We start from the raw sequence: 16,349 nt of genomic DNA, 5'->3' as shown, positions 1-16,349 counted from the left end.
GTACACGGATGAAAAAGATATTATTTACAATACTTGCGCTTAACCTCGCTATGATATATTCCTGCGGAAACAAGTTCCTTGATGTGAAACCGAGGAATGAACTGACGGATGCGACCTTCTGGAAAACAGAGCAGGATGCAACACTGGCGCTGAATGGCTGCTATCGTTTATGGGAGGCCTATGCGAACATCGTGCTTTTTGACGGTGCCAGCGATAACGCCTATGAAAAATCCAATTTCGGTTTCCAGGTGCTGGGCAACGGAACATTAACAGCGGCGAACTACCACGTTTTGGGCAGCTGGATCGACTGGTTCCATTTTATGGATGAAAACGGTGGCGGAGATTTTGCCGCATCCGTCAACTGGTATCCTTATACACGCATCCGCAAATACAATAATTTTCTTGCCAATATAGACCGGGTACCGATGGATGATGCTAAAAAGGCTCAGTACAAAAGTGAAATAAGGTTCCTGAGAGCGTATGATTATTTCTGGAAAGTAATGCTGCATGGAGACGTGCCGCTTGTTACCAAAGTGATCAACGCAACGGATGAGCTGCCCCGGGACCCCGCCCAAAAGGTGAAACAGTTCGTGCTGGAAGAGCTGTCTGCCATTATCAGTGAAGGCTCATTACCGGTTCAGAATACCATCGAATCGAAAGGACATGTCACCAAAGGCGCTGCATTGGCACTGAGGGCCAGGCTGCAATTGGTAACGGGGAATTACGCAGCAGCCATGGCCGACGCCAAAGCGGTGATCGATATGCCCTGTTATGAGCTGTTCCCGAATTACAGGGACCTGTTCCTGGAAAAAAGTGAGGGGATCAACAAAGAGGCTATTTTAAATGTGCAGTACATTGTAAATGATTACGAACAATCACTCACGCAGCTGAACCTCCCCGCCGGGGACGGCGGCTGGTCCGCCCTTAACGCTACCAAAAGCATGGTGGACGCCTATGAATGCAGTAACGGCAAAGCCATCACCGACCCCACTTCCGGTTACGACATCAATGACCCTTTTAAGAACCGCGATCCCAGGCTGGAAATGACCCTGCTGCATCCCGGGCAGTTGTGGAAAGGGCGTTATTACAATACGCTGGATCAATTCATGCCGGACGGCAGTCCCAACCCGGATTACAACAGGAATGAACCTGCCGCCAGGTCGGGCATGAATGTGATTAAATACATCAACAGTCTTGCAGACAGCCCCGGAGGCTGGCCTCCTAACTTTGGCGGAGACATCATGGTGATCCGCCTGGCGGAAATGTACCTCATATATGCGGAAGCTGCCGTGGAAACCAATACCAATACAGCCCTCGCGCTTAATTATATCAATGCTGTCAGGACAAGAAGCGGGCATATAAAAGCAACCACTTTAACAAGGGCGCTGGTGAGGAATGAACGCAGGGTAGAACTGGCCTTTGAAGGGCTGAGATACCTGGATATCATGCGCTGGGACCTTGGACCGCAGGTATTGAACGGGCCCTTATACGGCAGCCGCAGGGGAACGATGGACTTTACGAACGGGAAGGTCACCTGGGCAGGAAACGGAATGGATGTGAACGATGTTAACTACATCAAGCTGGAAACACGGACGTTCAACCCCGTAAGGAAATACCTGTTTCCCATACCGCAGGCCGAAATGGATGCCAATCCAAAGATGGTGCAAAACCCGGGTTATTAAATGATACGCAGTTTTCTCCTGCTGCTGCTGCTTTCGGTGGCAGGCAACCATGTACAGGCGCAGGCCCTTAATACTGCTCCCGAAGAGGGACGGGGAACCTATAAGAACCGTACATTTTTTCACCTGGAGCGCTACTGGGACAGTACAAAAGTATGCAGCAATCCACACAAAGGCTGGTTCATCCATTATTATGACAACAGCATCTCCAATTACGGGGACCGTTTGGCAGCAAATGATTCCCTGCCTGATTTTCCGGGGTTGAATGATATCTATCTCAGGCTGGCATGGTGTTACCTTGAACCGGAAGAAGGCGTATACAACTGGGAACTGCTTGATTCGATCATCAACAGATGGACAGCATGGGGCCACACCATCTCTTTCCGCATCACCTGCAAGGAAACAAACGGGCCTCCCTATGCCACACCCGGATGGGTGAAAAAGGCCGGGGCCAGGGGCAAAATGATGCAGGACGACAAGGCCTGGGCGCCGGATTATGATGACCCGGTGTTCCTTGAAAAACTGGAGAACTTCCATAAGGCCTTCGCTGCAAGATATGATGGCAAACCCTGGGTAGAATATATCGACATCGGGAGTATTGGCGAATGGGGAGAAGGACACACCGCCTTTTCGGGTTGGGAAGACGTACCGGTGGCCGTCGTTAAGCGGCATATTGATATGTATAAAAGATGTTACAGAAAGTCTGTGCTGCTGATCAGCGACGACTTTATCGGGCAACGTGATGCGGACGACGGGTCGGATTATGCAATATATCATTATTGCCTGCAATCAGGCATCGGTTTCCGGGACGATAGCGGAAATGTAAAATGGTACAAGACTCTCGGGTTTGGCCCTTCCTGCATACGCAGCCCCGAATTGTATAGCAGGGTGTATAAGAAGATACCGGTTGTACTGGAATCTGATCATTACACCGATGCCGTGCAAAATGATATGTGGAAAGATGGCACAGGATTCGAAAAGGCCATACGGGAAACACATGCCACCTTTATAGGATTCCATCATTATCCCCGGGAATGGCTCAGCGAAAATACCATACTGGCCGGAAAGCTGGCTAACCTGAGCGGCTATTGGTATTTCCCAAAATTCGCAATGATGCCGGATACCTTCCGCATCAATTCCGGCCGGAACTATTTAAGGATGACCTGGGAGAACCACGGCGTAGCGCCGGCCTATCACAGGTACAAGCTTTCCATACAACTGGTTAATAAAAAAACCGGGAGCACTTCAATCCGGGAATTGCCGGAGTCTGACAACAGGACCTGGCTTCCCGGTGAAATCGTAGCGGAGCAATACAAGATCGGCATAGATAAAAACCTCGACACGGGCAGGTATGACCTGTTGATAAACATGCGCGACAGCTGCGGGTTTCACAACAGGAATATTCAACTGCCAATTAAAAAAGAAAGAGAGATCCTGCCTGGCTGGTACAAGATCGGTGAAGTGATGGTGAACTAAAAAACTGCCTGGCCGGATGAGAGTGGCGCGCCGCCAAAACGTGCAGTATCTGCATGATGACCTTCTATGTGCATAAACGAACCAATATAAAATGAAAAAAAATATGATTTCGCGCCGGAAGTTCCTGTCCGCATCTGCTATGGCAGCCGGCGGAGTAGCCATCGCGCCCGGCGGGCTGGCAAATGCCGCGGAAGCTGCTTCAACCGGAAGCGCCGCCAGGGAAGTATGGGTGGCCAGTGTGTCTCAAATGGATATGACAGCGGAAACACCGGCATTAATGGTAGAGAAAATATTTGAGGTATTACAGGAAGCCCTTGTTTTTAAACCGGATATCATCTGCCTGCCCGAACTTTTTAACACTTCCAATATCAAACGGAAATACACTTTTAAAGAAGAAGTGGCATTTTCCCCGGATGTCATAAAACAGTTCTCTGCATTTGCAAAAGCCAACAATTGTTATATGATCTGCCCGGTATATACGGAGGAAGCCGGGAATGTATACAATGCCGCGGTGGTGCTCGACAGGCAGGGAACGAGATTGGGAGAATACAGGAAAGCGCATATCGTAGAGGATGAGATATCGTTTGGTATTACGCCCGGTACATTGTCGCCACCGGTTTTTAAAACTGATTTTGGCATTATCGGCATCCAAATTTGCTTTGACATACTATGGGAAGACTGCTGGCGAAAATTAAGAGAAAACGGGGCTGAAATTGTTTTCTGGCCCTCTGCTTTCGCCGGCGGACAAATGGTCAATACCAGGGCCTGGCAGAATAGATACCACGTTGTGTCCAGCACAAGGAAAGACACTGCCAGGATCTGCGATATATCCGGGACGGAAATTGCAAAAACGGGAATATGGAACAAAAACCTGGTCTGCGCCCCCATTAACCTCGAAAAAGCGTTTGTACACGTATGGCCGCATGTATTCCAGTTTGACAAGATCAGGGAGAAGTATGGCCGCAAAATACGCATCACCATCTTTCATGAGGAAGAATGGGCCATCATAGAAAGCCTGGCCCCCGATGTAAAAGTGAAAGATGTTTTAAAAGATTTCAACATCAGGACATTTGAACAGCATGTGCAGGATTCCGAGGCAGCACAGGTAAAAGCCCGCAAACAATGAGCGCAAGACTGATCCTGACCATTATCTGCGCCGGGCTGCTAAATGGCACTTATGCGCAGCAATATTCGCTGCTGAATGCATTCAGGCCTGAATATACAGGCAAGGCTGAACCGGCTGACCTGGACGGAGACGGCGACCCCGACCTGGTAAGGGTACGGTTATTCAATAACTGCAATGCCATATGGGTAGACGATGATGACGACATGATGCAGGGCGACCAGGAAGGCGATCTTGACAATGATTGTTTGCTGACCGACAGGAACGGCGATGGCATATTTGCCGGCCCGGGGGACCTGAGCATTGACTGGCTTGATACAGATCATGATGGTGAAGCAGACATCCAGCTGGTAGTGGAGAACAGCAGCCTGGATTCAGTTATCCACTGGGATTGGAGCAGCAATTACATGTGGATCATCGATGATGAAAAGGACCAGTCGTTCCATTTTATCAACTGGAAAGAACTGGTGCTGAAATGCTGGACGCACGCCGGCGCCTCGCAATTCTTTGAAGACTACCACGGGCAAACCCTTTTCCTGAAAACACATGCTCCCAGCTATCGTATCAAGGACCTCAGGGTCAACTGGGAAAACCCGTTCCTGTTTTACGACACGGACCAGGACGGGCTGACGGAAATGTCCGTGCGGCTGGAAGATAAAGGGCATTTCACGCCTGGCGGAGGGCAGGACATTTCGCTGAACGGGGTTGTGAACCGGGCTTTTGTATCCGTAGACCTGGACAATGACAATGCGCCTTCCAATGAATTCGATTTTGACTTCAGCCTTTACTTTGAAGGAACGGGCTTTTCCTATGAAGACCAGGTACACCCCGTCAATAACCACCACGCGGCAGGCATCGACGACCAGGTCAGCCACCTGTTATATGATAAAAGATGGAGGGCAGTAAAGGAACTGGTATATACCCGCAGGGATGCCGCATTGCATAAGGTCTTTAACGAAGGAGAATGGAGCCGCTGCTGGATGGTATTTGATGAAGATGACGATTGCGAACGCTGGGAGCGGGTGGAGTTTTACGAACCCAAAAACTATTTCAGGATAGGAAAGAACAATAACGGGATCGATCATAACCCGCAGGCGGATGCAGCCGGCGACCGGGGGGAATGGGATGAGGATAATTCGGGAAAAGGCAGCCTGTATATAGGATCTGACGGCAAGATGCATTTATACGGGGCAGAAAAGGGTTGCTGGAGGATTGACCAGAACGCCGCCAGTTACCAGGGCTGGGGCGGATTGTATGAGGGCGGATACAGGCGCATCCCTTCAGAGCCAGGGCAATTCCCTACCATCGCTTATGAAGACACAGACGGAGACGGCTTTTTTGACCTGGTCAAACATGACCTCGACGGCGATACCTCCTTTGAAAGAATTACAGATCTGAAGGCGCTGGGCATTGCTTCTTCCTATGAAATAATCAGTACCAAACAATTCACTTATAAGGACTATCACGACCTGTTTGAAAAAACAGCCGGGCAGATGTGGAACAATGCTTTGCAATCCATCCGGGTGGCCAGGGCGCTGAAGATCAATTATAAATGGTACGCTTCGCTGATGACCGCCAGAAGCAGCCGGGAAAAGTACAACAACGGGTACTGGCTTCAATTCTACATTTTCAATGAACTCCTCTCCCATTTCGAAAAGAACAAACAGCAGGAACTGATCAGCCTGCTGATGAAAGCCTACTATGGAAGGGATTGGCGTCAATTATATGAATACGTTTTAAACAATTAACCATTTAAACAACCAAAAAATGAGACAACTACTATTGCTGTTAAGTATCGGCGTCTTACTCGGCGGATGCTCCGCCAAGGACGCAGCGCTGGAGGATTTAGATAAAGTATCCCTTGACGATGCTTTGTCCTACTCAAAACGCGGAAACTGCAACGACCGGTCCTGGCCGGATGCCACCAATACCGGGCTTCCCAAAGGATGGAGACCAAAGAGAACATATGCCAACTATACCATGCGCAACAACGAAGTATTAAGCGACGTCCTTGTTACGGGGTACATCTCCATTCCTGTATCTGTGAAGCGCTGCACCATCAGGCGCTGCCGTGTGCGCGGAGATGAAACGATCGGTTTTGACCATACGGTAATATGGTTCCAGAACACCGCCCAGCCCAGCGTGCCGGGCGTGAACGGCGACAGGACCTCTATTCTTATTGAAAACTGCGACATCGGCCCTGAACTGGGCAGCTTTAACCCCAATGACGTGGACTGCGGGATTGCCGGGTGCGCCACCAATTGCACTATCCGGAATAACAATATCCATGATGTGGTAAGAGGGATCGACGCCATGAGCCATTCATTGGTGGAAAATAACTTCCTGCATGAAATATGGGTAACGCAGGATAAGTCGAAACACCACGATGGAGTGTTTATCTGGGGCAGCTCCAGCAACGTCACTGTAAAGGGCAATAACATAGAGTTATTGGATGTATCCAACACGGCTTCCATTTTCATGCAGGGCGCCGCTTCGCGGAATGTCAGCATCACCAACAACAGGGTGACCGGGGGAGCGTATGCCATCAGGTTAAACTTCCCGGATAATGGCGCCGGCCTGGGTGCGGGGATCTGTACTGGGAACAGGGTAAGGCGCAACCCGCCGGATCCGGGCGCAAAAAATCCTTTGGGCGGAGATTACGGGCCTGCAAGTTATTGGGAGTTTTACCCCGCTGTATGGACAAACAATGTCTGGGATGATAATGACGAGCCCTTTACCCCCGTACTCGTAAACTGGTAATGATTGATTTACTATAACCTTAAAACTTAAAACCATGAAAGTCCTGAGTTTATTTTTATTGGCTGCCTTCCTGGTAACCGGCTGTACAAAAATAAAAGACCGTGATACGATTAAGGCAGACCGCGTTCTTGCAACATTAAACGATGAGGAAGAAACTTATAACGTGTTTACGACCCAAACCCCTACCGCGACAGATACTGACGGGCCATACGAGATGGGTATGAAATTCAAGTCCACCCAAATAGGCAACATCACACAGATCCGCTATTACAAATACAGCGGGGAAACCGGCACCCACATCGGGCGTTTGTGGTCTGCAGGCGGCACTGAGCTGGCCAGTGTGACCTTTACGGGAGAAACTGCTTCAGGCTGGCAGACAGCAACGCTGAGTACGCCCTATGAAATTGTTGCCAATACCGTTTATGTAGTAACAGTTAACTCCAACACGAGATATGGCGCTACTCCCGGCGGTCTCGCGTCAGCTGTGACCAATGGGCCTTTAAGTACGGTTGTTGGTTCCAATGGTGTTTTCGGAACAACTTTAGGCGCATTCCCCACCAGCACCTATAACGGTGGCAACTACTTTCGTGATGTTACTTTTGAAGTGATCCCGGATGTGACCGCTCCAAGCACCCCCACTTCTGTGACCTCTTCTGATATTACAGGTTATGGTGTTGACCTTAGCTGGACGGCTTCCACGGATAATGTGCATGTTACCGGATACAATGTTTACAATGACACCGTATTGATCGCTTCTGTTACGGGCACCTGGGCTAATATCTATGGATTGACCCCGTCTACGGCTCACAGCATTAAAGTAAAAGCGAAAGATGCGGCGGGTAACCTTTCTGCCGCAAGCACACCGCTCAGCGTAACTACAGGCGCGGCCGGCAGCGGCTTGCGCGGCTGGCAGATCGATACGACCACTGTTGGGTTAACCGGGGTAAGTGTGAATAAAAATACGCTGCCATTGCATAGTGATCCGATTGCCGCTGGCTCAACTATCAGCCTGAAAAAACTGGTAAACCCGGATCTGAGCGCCGGTAATATCATTATTGACAGATGCTGGATCGTTATTAACACAGGTGGCAGTAAATGGAATGTAGGCTCTGACAATGGTGCAATCCTGATCAAAGATTCACGTATTGAAGCAATCGACATCCCGGGCAAGTATGCTACAGCGCCTTTCCAATCGCCAACCAATAAAGAGGTGACCTTGTTAAGAACTGAAATAACAGACCAGGGTGGCGGATTCTGGCTGGATGGAGCCGCCCTGGTAAGGAACTGTTATATCCACAATCTGCCTGGCTATGGTGATCCGGCCACAGATACCGGTAATCATGTGGATGGTGGTACAAGGCGTAACGGTATTGCGCAATTGAATGTAATAGACAACCACATTGATATCCGCAGTGCCGGCAACAATGCATCCTCCGCATTTTTCATACAACCGCTTTATGGTTTCATTGACAATATCCTGCTGCGCGGCAACCTGCTGGGCGGAGGAGGATATACCGTATACGGGTCAAACCATAATTACACTTACGGCACCCATATCTATGCAGATAACAACAGGTGGTATACCGGGGCGGCATATGGATATGTAGGAACGCCCAGCGGACCGGGATTTGGTTCATGGACAAACAACTACGTAAACAACCCGGCAAATACGGATAATAAAGGGACAGTGATCACTTATCCATAAACGACCGGATAAATCATTAAAAAACCGGCCAATTACAGGATTATGTTTGTAATTGGCCGGTTCTTTTTTTAAAAAAAGGTTTTACCAAAACCTCCAATAAATATAACACCAGGCAACCGCATATAATGCCAGCCAGAGTTTGAGACTTTGATACCAGGGGCGTTTAACTTCACCTTCTCCCAATGTGCGCAGCCATGTTAAATTCCAGGTAAACGGCTTCACCAGTTCAGGCTGCGGAGCGGTTGTATAAAGAGATACTACTGCTATCAGGCCCATCGTGAGCACCTGCGCTATAGCGCCAATATAGAGCCAGTGAAGGTTGATATCCATGGCAAGCAATACAGCAACCAGCAATACCTGGATAATTACGCCGCCCAGCAATCCCGCAATAGCGCCGGCATAGTTCGCCCTTTTCCAGAATATGCCCATCAGCAACACGGCAATGAACGGTGTTGCGATGTATGTTACACCGGTCTGGAAATACCTGAACAATCCCACGGTGCCAACATACGGCGCAACTAATGAAGATATGAGTAAAGCAGCGGCCCCGGAGAGCTGGCCGGTGATGATCAATTCCCTGTCCGCCGCGTTTTTCCTCCAGAAACGGCGGTATACATCCAGTGAGAAAATAGTAGCCACGCTGTTGGTAAGCGCGCTGATGCTGGCCATCACCGCTGCAAAAAAACCACCCAGGATAATACCTCTCAGGCCGGACGGAGCAAAGAGCTGTAAAGCAACCGGGAACGCACGGTCCTGGTCATTTGGCAACAGCGAAGGACCCTGCCGCATTATATCCAGCCAATGGTAAATGATCAATCCCAATAAACAGGTTACGAGCGGCCTTACAATATTGATAAACCCCGAGAAGATAAGTCCCATCATCCCATCCCATTTGCTGCGGGCAGAAAGTATCCGCTGGATCATTACCTGGTTGGATGATTGATAAAAAAGGAATACGCCGAAAGATGCCAGTATCAGGCTCAGGAAAGGAGCCTGCGGGTCCGATGGCGGGTGGTAAAGGTGAAATCTCTCCGGGGCGGCTGCCACCATGGCATTCCATCCGCCAGGTATTTTATCAAGGGCTACAAAATAAAATATCACACCGCCGCCAATAAGCATTACGCATTGAATGGCATCCGTCCACATTACTGAACTCAACCCGCCTGCCAGCGTATAACTGGCAGTAACCAGTATGATGCCAACCATTACGGAATGCAACGGCCAACCGGTCAATTCGCTGAGTGTGATACTGCCTCCGTAGATCACCGGCGGAAGAAAAACGAAAACATATCCCACCAGGATCACGACGCTGTAAATATCGCCACAGGCAGGGCCGAACCTGCGGTTGAGCAGTTCCGGCACCGTCATTATCTTGTTACGCAGGTAAAGCGGGATAAAAAATATCATCGTTAACAGGTAAGTAGGCAAGCTCCACCATTCCCAGTTCGCAATGGCCATACCGCCCTTGTAGGCGGCGCCTATCGTTCCCACGATCTGCTCGCTCGAAACGCTGGTGGACACAAAAGCAGCGCCGATAAGGTACCAGGGCATATTACCCGCGGCAAGGAAATATCCCTGGGTGGTCCGTTTCACTTTTCGCGCCGCCAGTAAGCCGATGATCACTACAAGCAAAGTTTCCCCGGTAATGATCAGGATATCTATTAATGAAAGATGAAATTTTTCCATGCTGTTATTTGAATATATGCCATTGTTGTAAATGTCCGGCGCTGCAACCCGGCGCAATTGTTTGTTGCGGGCCAAGGGTTTCCAGTTCCGCGTAGTCTTTGCAGACGAATATTTCCAGGTTGTTGTTTACCTTTTCTGTGCCGTGATCATTGTTGCAGATGATCAATGTCCCCGAAGGCTGTATAGCGGCCAGCCATCCGGCATCTTCATGCCATCCGGTTTTGCCCCTGTGTTGCCCGGGCAACGGAACCATAAGGTCGGCAGCCAGTTTCCAGTTCTCCGGGGCTGTGCCTGGCCAGTAGTCAACTTTTGAAAAACTACAGCGGGCCAGTAAATTTGCAGTGCGGGGAACACAGGTAATAGCCCATAAGGCTCCGTGCCAGGCTGATGATCCGTTGTTTTCAAGTATATGCCGGATATTAAATCCCTCAGCCGGGGATGCAGTGATCTCCATGGAAAGCCTGATGCCATCGTGCCTTTGCGGCGCCCTGATCAGCAATCCGGTTCCTGTGGCGGACACCTCACAGGCCGAATTGTCGGGATAATAACTGGCGGCTGTTTCAGGCGCAACGGTGAAACGGTGCCCCCCGTACATCTTCCACTCCCCTACTTTGAAACCGGTATGATCTTCATACAGCAGGTTTTCCCCGCCGTTCCGGCGGAGCGAGAGTATCCGCGGGCCCATGGAAACACCTATGACCATCTCGGTATTTCCTGCATATAATTTCACGGTATCGGTCATGGCAATACCCTGCAGGTCAATCCGCGCTGGTAGGCGTCCAGCCTTGTGAATCCTTCTGCAAACCGGCATCCTGCGGCTAATCCCCTGAAGCGGGCCTGTACAGTCACCATGTCGGCAAGGTCTGTTGCTGCAAGTTCCTGCATAGCTTCTACCTGGCTTTTATGGCATGCCAGCATTTGCAGCTTTACGTCCATCACCTCACTGATATCCACATACTCCGACGGCAGGAGCCCTATACCCCCGAGATTGTCCATGTAATATAGCTGTGCATGCCCGAAACGGCAGGCTGGCTTTGATTGGCCGGGAATGAACGGCAGGCCTTTCTGAAAATATGCGTCGAACACCAACTGGCTCACATAACGGTGGTCCGGGTGGTAGTCGTTGGGAGAATGGGTAAAGATCACATCCGGGTCTGCTTCGCGCAGGATATCTATCATGAGGCGCCGCTGTTCCCGGTCCGGGAAAACGTGTTCGTCCATGACGCCGGCCCAGATAAGGTTTGCATTGATGATGGCTGCGGCATCACGGGCTTCTTTTTCCCTTATCTTCCCCAGTTCATCCGGCGGGATCCTCGCATCTCCCATATTTCCGCTGGTGAAAATGGCCATTGTTACTTTATGGCCTTCCCTGGCGTAACGGATCAATGTTCCGGCGCAAAGTATCTCCATGTCGTCCGGGTGCGCTGCTACACAAAGTATGTTCATAATACACCGTATCTGTTGTATACTGTTCTTAAGGAGTCGCCGTTCAACAGGTCTTTCCTTGACTGGTCTTCTTTTGATCCTTTTTCAAAAGCGAGTTCCAGTACTTTATCCTCTACTTCGCGGGGTATTACTACAATACCGTCGAAATCGGAGAAGATCAGTTCCCCGGGATGCACCACCACATCGCCGCAGCGGACAGGCACATCGTAAGCCATCACCCGCCCTCTTCCCAAACTATCCAGGGGGCGGATACCGCCATAGAAAACAGGAAAGTTCATATCCATGATCTTGCGGCAATCCCTTATCATACTGTCACAGATGCACCCTACGGCGCCGTTCCGTTTGGCAATGGTGCTCATTAATTCTCCCCAGGGCGCATTCGTAGAACCAAAATCCGTAGAATGCACCACCACATCGCCTTTTGTAAGGGAGTCCACAGCCTCTATTTCAATGGAGTAAGCGTCTTCTTCCACATAATCTGTTTCCATCCATCTCAGCGTCCGGGCTCTTCCTATAATAGTACAGTTATTGGCATCCAGGGGCCTTAAGCGCTGGTGCATGGCCTGGTTGCGATATCCGAGAGTGTCCAGCACGTCACAAACAAGGGGAACATAGAGGTGCTCTCTGATCCATGCAAATTTTTCTTCGTCATTAAGTAACATCATCTTTATATATTTTATACGCTATTATTCTAAAACCATACGAATGGTTGCATCCGTTCAGGAATAATGCATTGTTCCTGCATATTCATTTTGGTACAAAACCATTTGAAAACTTCCGGGTTTTCCGCATTTAAAGCCATCATATCATAATGATTCGGCATCACGAACGTTGGCTGCAGTGAATACGATAATTCAGCGGCCTGCTCGGGACCGGGGTTTCCCCATTTACCGTTCACCGGCACCATCATCACTTCCGGCCTTTGAGGCGCGGCAGCCATCAGCAGCGGGTGAAACTGCGTATCGCTGGTATGATACACATTCCTGCCATTGGGAAATTTGATGTGATAACCCGTGGTATCCAACACATCCGGGCCGGTAGGCAATGCAAAAATGCCGCTGACCTCCAGTCCTTTGATGGTCTTACTTTCCCCCACATTTATTACTACGACCCGGTGTTCCGGGACGCCCGTTTCTATGAGCTTCCTGGCGGTCAATGAAGGCGCTGCAAACCAGGTATCCTGTTTATGCTGGTATTCGGAAAGGGTCCCCGGATCCAGGTGATCGAGGTGATCATGCGTGGTGATATAGATATCCACCGCGAGATCTTCCGGCTGGATAGGCGCAGGATATAACCTGCTGAATTCAGGAGCGCCCGCGGCGGCAGCGTCTGAAAGATAGGGATCTATTGCCACCGTAATGCCACACGACCGGATGATATAACCTGCCTGCCCCAGCCACCACATCGCAGCTTGCGAGGGGAAAAGTTCATACTCCAGGATTGACCGCATGTTATTCATCCATTTACAGGTTTACGCAAAAACGTTTTACAGCATTCTCATCTATTTCTATTCCCAGGCCCGGGCCGTCAGGCACCGGGATGTAACCCTCTTTGTCCATCTGCACAGGATTCCTGATGATCTCGGTGAGCATGGGGTTTTCACTGACATTGTATTCCAGGAAAAGCGACCGTGGCAGCACGGCATTTAAATGAAGGCTCCCGGCGGTAAGAAGGTCGGTCAGCCATGCATGGGGGCAAACATCGATTCCTGCGTACTCTGCTTCCCAAATGATCTTCCTGGCCTGTGTGAACCCGCCGCAACGGGTAAGGTCCGGCTGGATAATGTCTATCCCGCCTTTGGTGATCAGTTCCCTGAAACCCCATGCTGTGGCTTCCTGTTCGCCGGCCGCCAATCTCGTTCTTACCCCCGCGGCTTTTGTTTTTGCATATCCTTCATAACATTCCGGGTGCAGGAAATCTTCCAGCCAAAAAATATTATATGGTTCCAGGGCACGGCAAAGCTCAATGGCATCATAAGCACTGCGGTTCACCATCCAACCGGCATCCACCATTAGCTCCACATCAGGGCCAAGGGCTTCCCTGGCTGCCGCTACCAGTTTTATATCCTGCTTGCGGTCCTGTCCAAACACACCCCAGCCAAACTTCACCGCGGTAAAACCTCTTTCCAGGTAAAATGCACAGGCATCTTTGATGGCCTCCACCGTCGGGCGGAAAAGCGTGGAGGCGTAAGCTCTCACACGGTCGCGCCTGGCGCCGCCAAGTATCTTATAAACAGGTTGACCGGTGGCTTTTCCGATAATATCATGACAGGCAATGTCAAACCCGGACAATACCTGCATAGCCACGCCTCTCCTCCCGTAATAAATGGTGCCGCGGTAGATCTTATCCCATAACCTCTCCACATCGAAAGGGTCTTCCCCGATCACCAGCGAGCGTAATCCTTCAAATACGCCTGCCCCGCTTTCCGGCGCATTTACCACTGCTTCCCCCACATGCGGCGATGTCTCAATGTCCGACCAGCCGGTGATACCTTCGTCTGTGCTTACTTTCAGCAGCAGGCAGTGTTTCACTCCCCTTGCTTCATCGCTCCCTTCCGGGGAGCGGATCTCAAACGGGGATTGCAGTATGAATGTTTCTACATTTGTTATTTTCATATTCTATCAACTGAAAGTGATCGCTACTTTTAATGCACGGTCATGCCCGTCCCGGGCCAATGTGAATGCTGATTCCCAATTTTCAAACGGCACCTGGTGAGTGATGAGCTCTCCCAGTTTTAAGTCCTTATCACCGAGACATTTTAATGCCTCCTCCATGCGGTCTTCGTCGTTGCAGGCGCCGGCTATTTCCAGCTCAGACAGGTGGAGGGTGAACAGGTTCAGTTTTACCGGTTCTTTAAGCGCACTGAAGACCACCAGCCTGCCGCGGGGGCGGAGCGCTTTCACGCAGGTGTCCAGCGCCTCTGCTGAACTCACAGCCAGGATGGCCACATCCACGCAATTCGTTGGGTCTGTATCCGGTATTTCAACCCCGGGAATACTTTGCAGGCGGAATGGCACTCTGCCCGTTATGATCACGCGCGCCGCCCCTGCCCTTTTGACCAAACGGGCAATGATATTCCCAAATGGCCCATCCCCGGCAATCAATACAGAACGGTCTTTTAGATCGCCCGCCCTTGCCACTGCCTGCAGGCAGACAGCCACCGGCTCCAGTAAAGCGGCTGCAGCATCCGGTATATTGTCCGGCACTGCTATCACCCTGTCTGCACGCTGCGTGAAATATTCCGCAAAACTGCCGTCCCTGTTATAACCGAGATGTTCCATGTTCGCGCAGAGATGCCTGAACCCGCGTTTGCATTCTTCGCACTTTCCGCAATGTACAACAGGGTGCACGGCAACGCGGGTACCGGGCGGCAGATGCTTCACGTCGCTGCCGGCTGCCACAACGATTCCAGCCGCTTCATGCCCCAGTATCCTGGGATAGGCGATACCAAACGGGTTACTCTTCAGGTCATGAAGATCCGAAGTACAGATGGTTGCCGCCCGGGTTTGCACCAATACCTCCCCGGCGCCGGGAACCGGCACCGGCACTTCCGCTTTCACCAGCGTATTGAGCCCTTTCATTTGTAATGCCTGCATGGTTTGTTTCATACGCCGGACTTTGTAGGATCAGGCAATCCCAGCAAGTCCAGCGCATTGCGGTGAATGATACCCTCTGTTACTTCTTTGGGAATGGATGGAAGGCCGCTGTTTGCCAGTATATGATTGATATTACGAACGCCATTCAATGAATCTGTGGTGGTAGTAAATGGAAAGTCTGACCCGAACAACACTTTTTCATGTGCGCGGTACTCCACCAATAACTGCATGGAATTATAAAACTGCCAGGGCCGGTAGTATAATGCGGACAAATCCGCATATACATTCGCATGCCTGCGGATAACGGCAATCGTTTCTCCTTCCCATGGATGGCCCAGGTGTGCAAGCACCATCCTCAGATCTGGAAAACTCACGGCTACCCTGTCGAAGTGAACCGGGCGGGAGTAATCCAGGGGTGTGCCGCTTACAAATGAAGTTCCGGCATGAAAGAGAACCGGCAGGCCATGTTTCATACAGTAACGGTATATCTGGTAACACCTGGGATCGCAGGGATGCACATCCTGGTACAGCGGGGACATCTTCACGCCTACCGCGCCGTCCTGCTGGTGGCATTTCTCCAGTTCGTCCATGAAGCCCGGCAATGCGGGGTCTATAGAAGCAAAGTATAATAAGCGCGATGGCGCCAGCGCTACATGCGCGGCCACCATATCGTTCGGAATGTTCCAGCCTGTGGCAGACGCCTGTAATCCGAATACAATGGCCACATCAGCCGCTTTCGTACTTTCCAGGTGCTTTTCGCCAAGGTTCCGCCATATGGTCGGATCAATCTTGCACCGTTCCATGTCGGCCAGCAACTTCGGGCCAAAATCTGTGTCAGGACGGAAAATATGTGTATGAATGTCTATGATCATGCCTGC

14 protein-coding genes are annotated in these 16,349 nt (G+C 50.6%); 6 read left to right on the top strand and 8 right to left on the bottom strand.

Translation table 11 applies throughout. The annotated features are described in order from the left end of the window. The first annotated feature begins 8 nt into the window (after positions 1-8). The 6 genes from R3I13_RS17320 to R3I13_RS17295 all read left to right on the top strand — a co-directional run bounded on the left by R3I13_RS17320 (position 9) and on the right by R3I13_RS17295 (position 8,743). A complete protein-coding gene (locus R3I13_RS17320; protein WP_346319214.1) occupies positions 9-1,682 on the top strand; it encodes a RagB/SusD family nutrient uptake outer membrane protein in 1,674 nt (557 codons plus the stop codon). Next, entirely contained in the window at positions 1,683-3,155 is a 1,473-nt protein-coding gene (locus R3I13_RS17315; RefSeq protein WP_346319213.1) for a DUF4832 domain-containing protein, read from the top strand. A 91-nt stretch (positions 3,156-3,246) separates the two neighbouring features. Then, on the top strand, positions 3,247-4,281 hold the full coding sequence (locus tag R3I13_RS17310) for a nitrilase-related carbon-nitrogen hydrolase (protein WP_346319212.1): 1,035 nt from the start codon (positions 3,247-3,249) through the stop codon (positions 4,279-4,281). Then, positions 4,278-6,026, top strand: coding sequence for a hypothetical protein (locus R3I13_RS17305; protein ID WP_346319211.1), 1,749 nt, complete (start codon positions 4,278-4,280; stop codon positions 6,024-6,026). Before R3I13_RS17310 ends, R3I13_RS17305 begins: the two co-directional genes overlap by 4 nt. A gap of 19 nt (positions 6,027-6,045) precedes the next feature. Continuing rightward, a complete protein-coding gene (locus R3I13_RS17300) occupies positions 6,046-7,038 on the top strand; it encodes a hypothetical protein (protein ID WP_346319210.1) in 993 nt (330 codons plus the stop codon). 34 nt (positions 7,039-7,072) lie between these two features. Continuing rightward, positions 7,073-8,743 (top strand): DUF4082 domain-containing protein, encoded by a 1,671-nt coding sequence (locus R3I13_RS17295; protein WP_346319209.1) that lies wholly within the window; start codon positions 7,073-7,075, stop codon positions 8,741-8,743. 81 nt (positions 8,744-8,824) lie between these two features. Here R3I13_RS17295 and R3I13_RS17290 read toward each other — a convergent pair whose 3' ends face one another. Genes R3I13_RS17290 through R3I13_RS17255 form a run of 8 tightly spaced genes read right to left on the bottom strand, consistent with a single transcriptional unit; the run spans position 8,825 to position 16,343 of the window. Continuing rightward, the gene (locus tag R3I13_RS17290; protein ID WP_346319208.1) at positions 8,825-10,429 is read right to left on the bottom strand and encodes a sodium/solute symporter; all 1,605 of its coding nucleotides are present in this window, start codon (positions 10,427-10,429) and stop codon (positions 8,825-8,827) included. A gap of 4 nt (positions 10,430-10,433) precedes the next feature. Continuing rightward, a complete protein-coding gene (locus R3I13_RS17285; RefSeq protein WP_346319207.1) occupies positions 10,434-11,171 on the bottom strand; it encodes a hypothetical protein in 738 nt (245 codons plus the stop codon). Then, positions 11,168-11,875 carry a PIG-L deacetylase family protein gene (locus tag R3I13_RS17280; RefSeq protein ID WP_346319206.1) on the bottom strand — a complete coding sequence of 236 codons (708 nt, stop codon included), beginning with the start codon at positions 11,873-11,875 and terminating at the stop codon, positions 11,168-11,170. Before R3I13_RS17280 ends, R3I13_RS17285 begins: the two co-directional genes overlap by 4 nt. Next, positions 11,872-12,540 (bottom strand): RraA family protein, encoded by a 669-nt coding sequence (locus tag R3I13_RS17275; protein WP_346319205.1) that lies wholly within the window; start codon positions 12,538-12,540, stop codon positions 11,872-11,874. Before R3I13_RS17275 ends, R3I13_RS17280 begins: the two co-directional genes overlap by 4 nt. Before the next feature lie 26 nt (positions 12,541-12,566). After that, a complete protein-coding gene (locus R3I13_RS17270; protein ID WP_346319204.1) occupies positions 12,567-13,325 on the bottom strand; it encodes an MBL fold metallo-hydrolase in 759 nt (252 codons plus the stop codon). A 13-nt stretch (positions 13,326-13,338) separates the two neighbouring features. Next, positions 13,339-14,490, bottom strand: a complete 1,152-nt coding sequence (locus R3I13_RS17265) for a mandelate racemase/muconate lactonizing enzyme family protein (protein WP_346319203.1) — start codon at positions 14,488-14,490, stop codon at positions 13,339-13,341. Positions 14,491-14,496: 6 nt separating this feature from the next. Beyond that, positions 14,497-15,483 carry an alcohol dehydrogenase catalytic domain-containing protein gene (locus R3I13_RS17260; protein ID WP_346319202.1) on the bottom strand — a complete coding sequence of 329 codons (987 nt, stop codon included), beginning with the start codon at positions 15,481-15,483 and terminating at the stop codon, positions 14,497-14,499. After that, the gene (locus tag R3I13_RS17255; RefSeq protein ID WP_346319201.1) at positions 15,480-16,343 is read right to left on the bottom strand and encodes an amidohydrolase family protein; all 864 of its coding nucleotides are present in this window, start codon (positions 16,341-16,343) and stop codon (positions 15,480-15,482) included. Before R3I13_RS17255 ends, R3I13_RS17260 begins: the two co-directional genes overlap by 4 nt. Between the last annotated feature and the right edge of the window lie 6 nt (positions 16,344-16,349).

Origin of the sequence: Chitinophaga sp. YIM B06452, from assembly GCF_039655965.1 — a bacterium.
Classification (GTDB): Bacteria; Bacteroidota; Bacteroidia; order Chitinophagales; family Chitinophagaceae; genus Chitinophaga.
The sequence above is the reverse complement of the archived record's forward strand: the minus strand, read 5'-3'. Positions and strand labels throughout refer to the sequence as shown.

Excerpts from the sequence above, each read along its gene's own strand:
- R3I13_RS17285 (WP_346319207.1), bottom strand. The coding sequence starts at position 11,171 with ATGACCGATACCGTGAAATTATATGCAGGAAATACCGAGATGGTCATA.
- R3I13_RS17305 (WP_346319211.1), top strand. The coding sequence starts at position 4,278 with ATGAGCGCAAGACTGATCCTGACCATTATCTGCGCCGGGCTGCTAAAT.
- R3I13_RS17280 (WP_346319206.1), bottom strand. The coding sequence starts at position 11,875 with ATGAACATACTTTGTGTAGCAGCGCACCCGGACGACATGGAGATACTT.
- R3I13_RS17315 (WP_346319213.1), top strand. The coding sequence starts at position 1,683 with ATGATACGCAGTTTTCTCCTGCTGCTGCTGCTTTCGGTGGCAGGCAAC.
- R3I13_RS17270 (WP_346319204.1), bottom strand. The coding sequence starts at position 13,325 with ATGCGGTCAATCCTGGAGTATGAACTTTTCCCCTCGCAAGCTGCGATG.
- R3I13_RS17295 (WP_346319209.1), top strand. The coding sequence starts at position 7,073 with ATGAAAGTCCTGAGTTTATTTTTATTGGCTGCCTTCCTGGTAACCGGC.
- R3I13_RS17260 (WP_346319202.1), bottom strand. The coding sequence starts at position 15,483 with ATGAAACAAACCATGCAGGCATTACAAATGAAAGGGCTCAATACGCTG.
- R3I13_RS17265 (WP_346319203.1), bottom strand. The coding sequence starts at position 14,490 with ATGAAAATAACAAATGTAGAAACATTCATACTGCAATCCCCGTTTGAG.
- R3I13_RS17255 (WP_346319201.1), bottom strand. The coding sequence starts at position 16,343 with ATGATCATAGACATTCATACACATATTTTCCGTCCTGACACAGATTTT.
- R3I13_RS17275 (WP_346319205.1), bottom strand. The coding sequence starts at position 12,540 with ATGATGTTACTTAATGACGAAGAAAAATTTGCATGGATCAGAGAGCAC.
- R3I13_RS17290 (WP_346319208.1), bottom strand. The coding sequence starts at position 10,429 with ATGGAAAAATTTCATCTTTCATTAATAGATATCCTGATCATTACCGGG.
- R3I13_RS17310 (WP_346319212.1), top strand. The coding sequence starts at position 3,247 with ATGAAAAAAAATATGATTTCGCGCCGGAAGTTCCTGTCCGCATCTGCT.
- R3I13_RS17300 (WP_346319210.1), top strand. The coding sequence starts at position 6,046 with ATGAGACAACTACTATTGCTGTTAAGTATCGGCGTCTTACTCGGCGGA.
- R3I13_RS17320 (WP_346319214.1), top strand. The coding sequence starts at position 9 with ATGAAAAAGATATTATTTACAATACTTGCGCTTAACCTCGCTATGATA.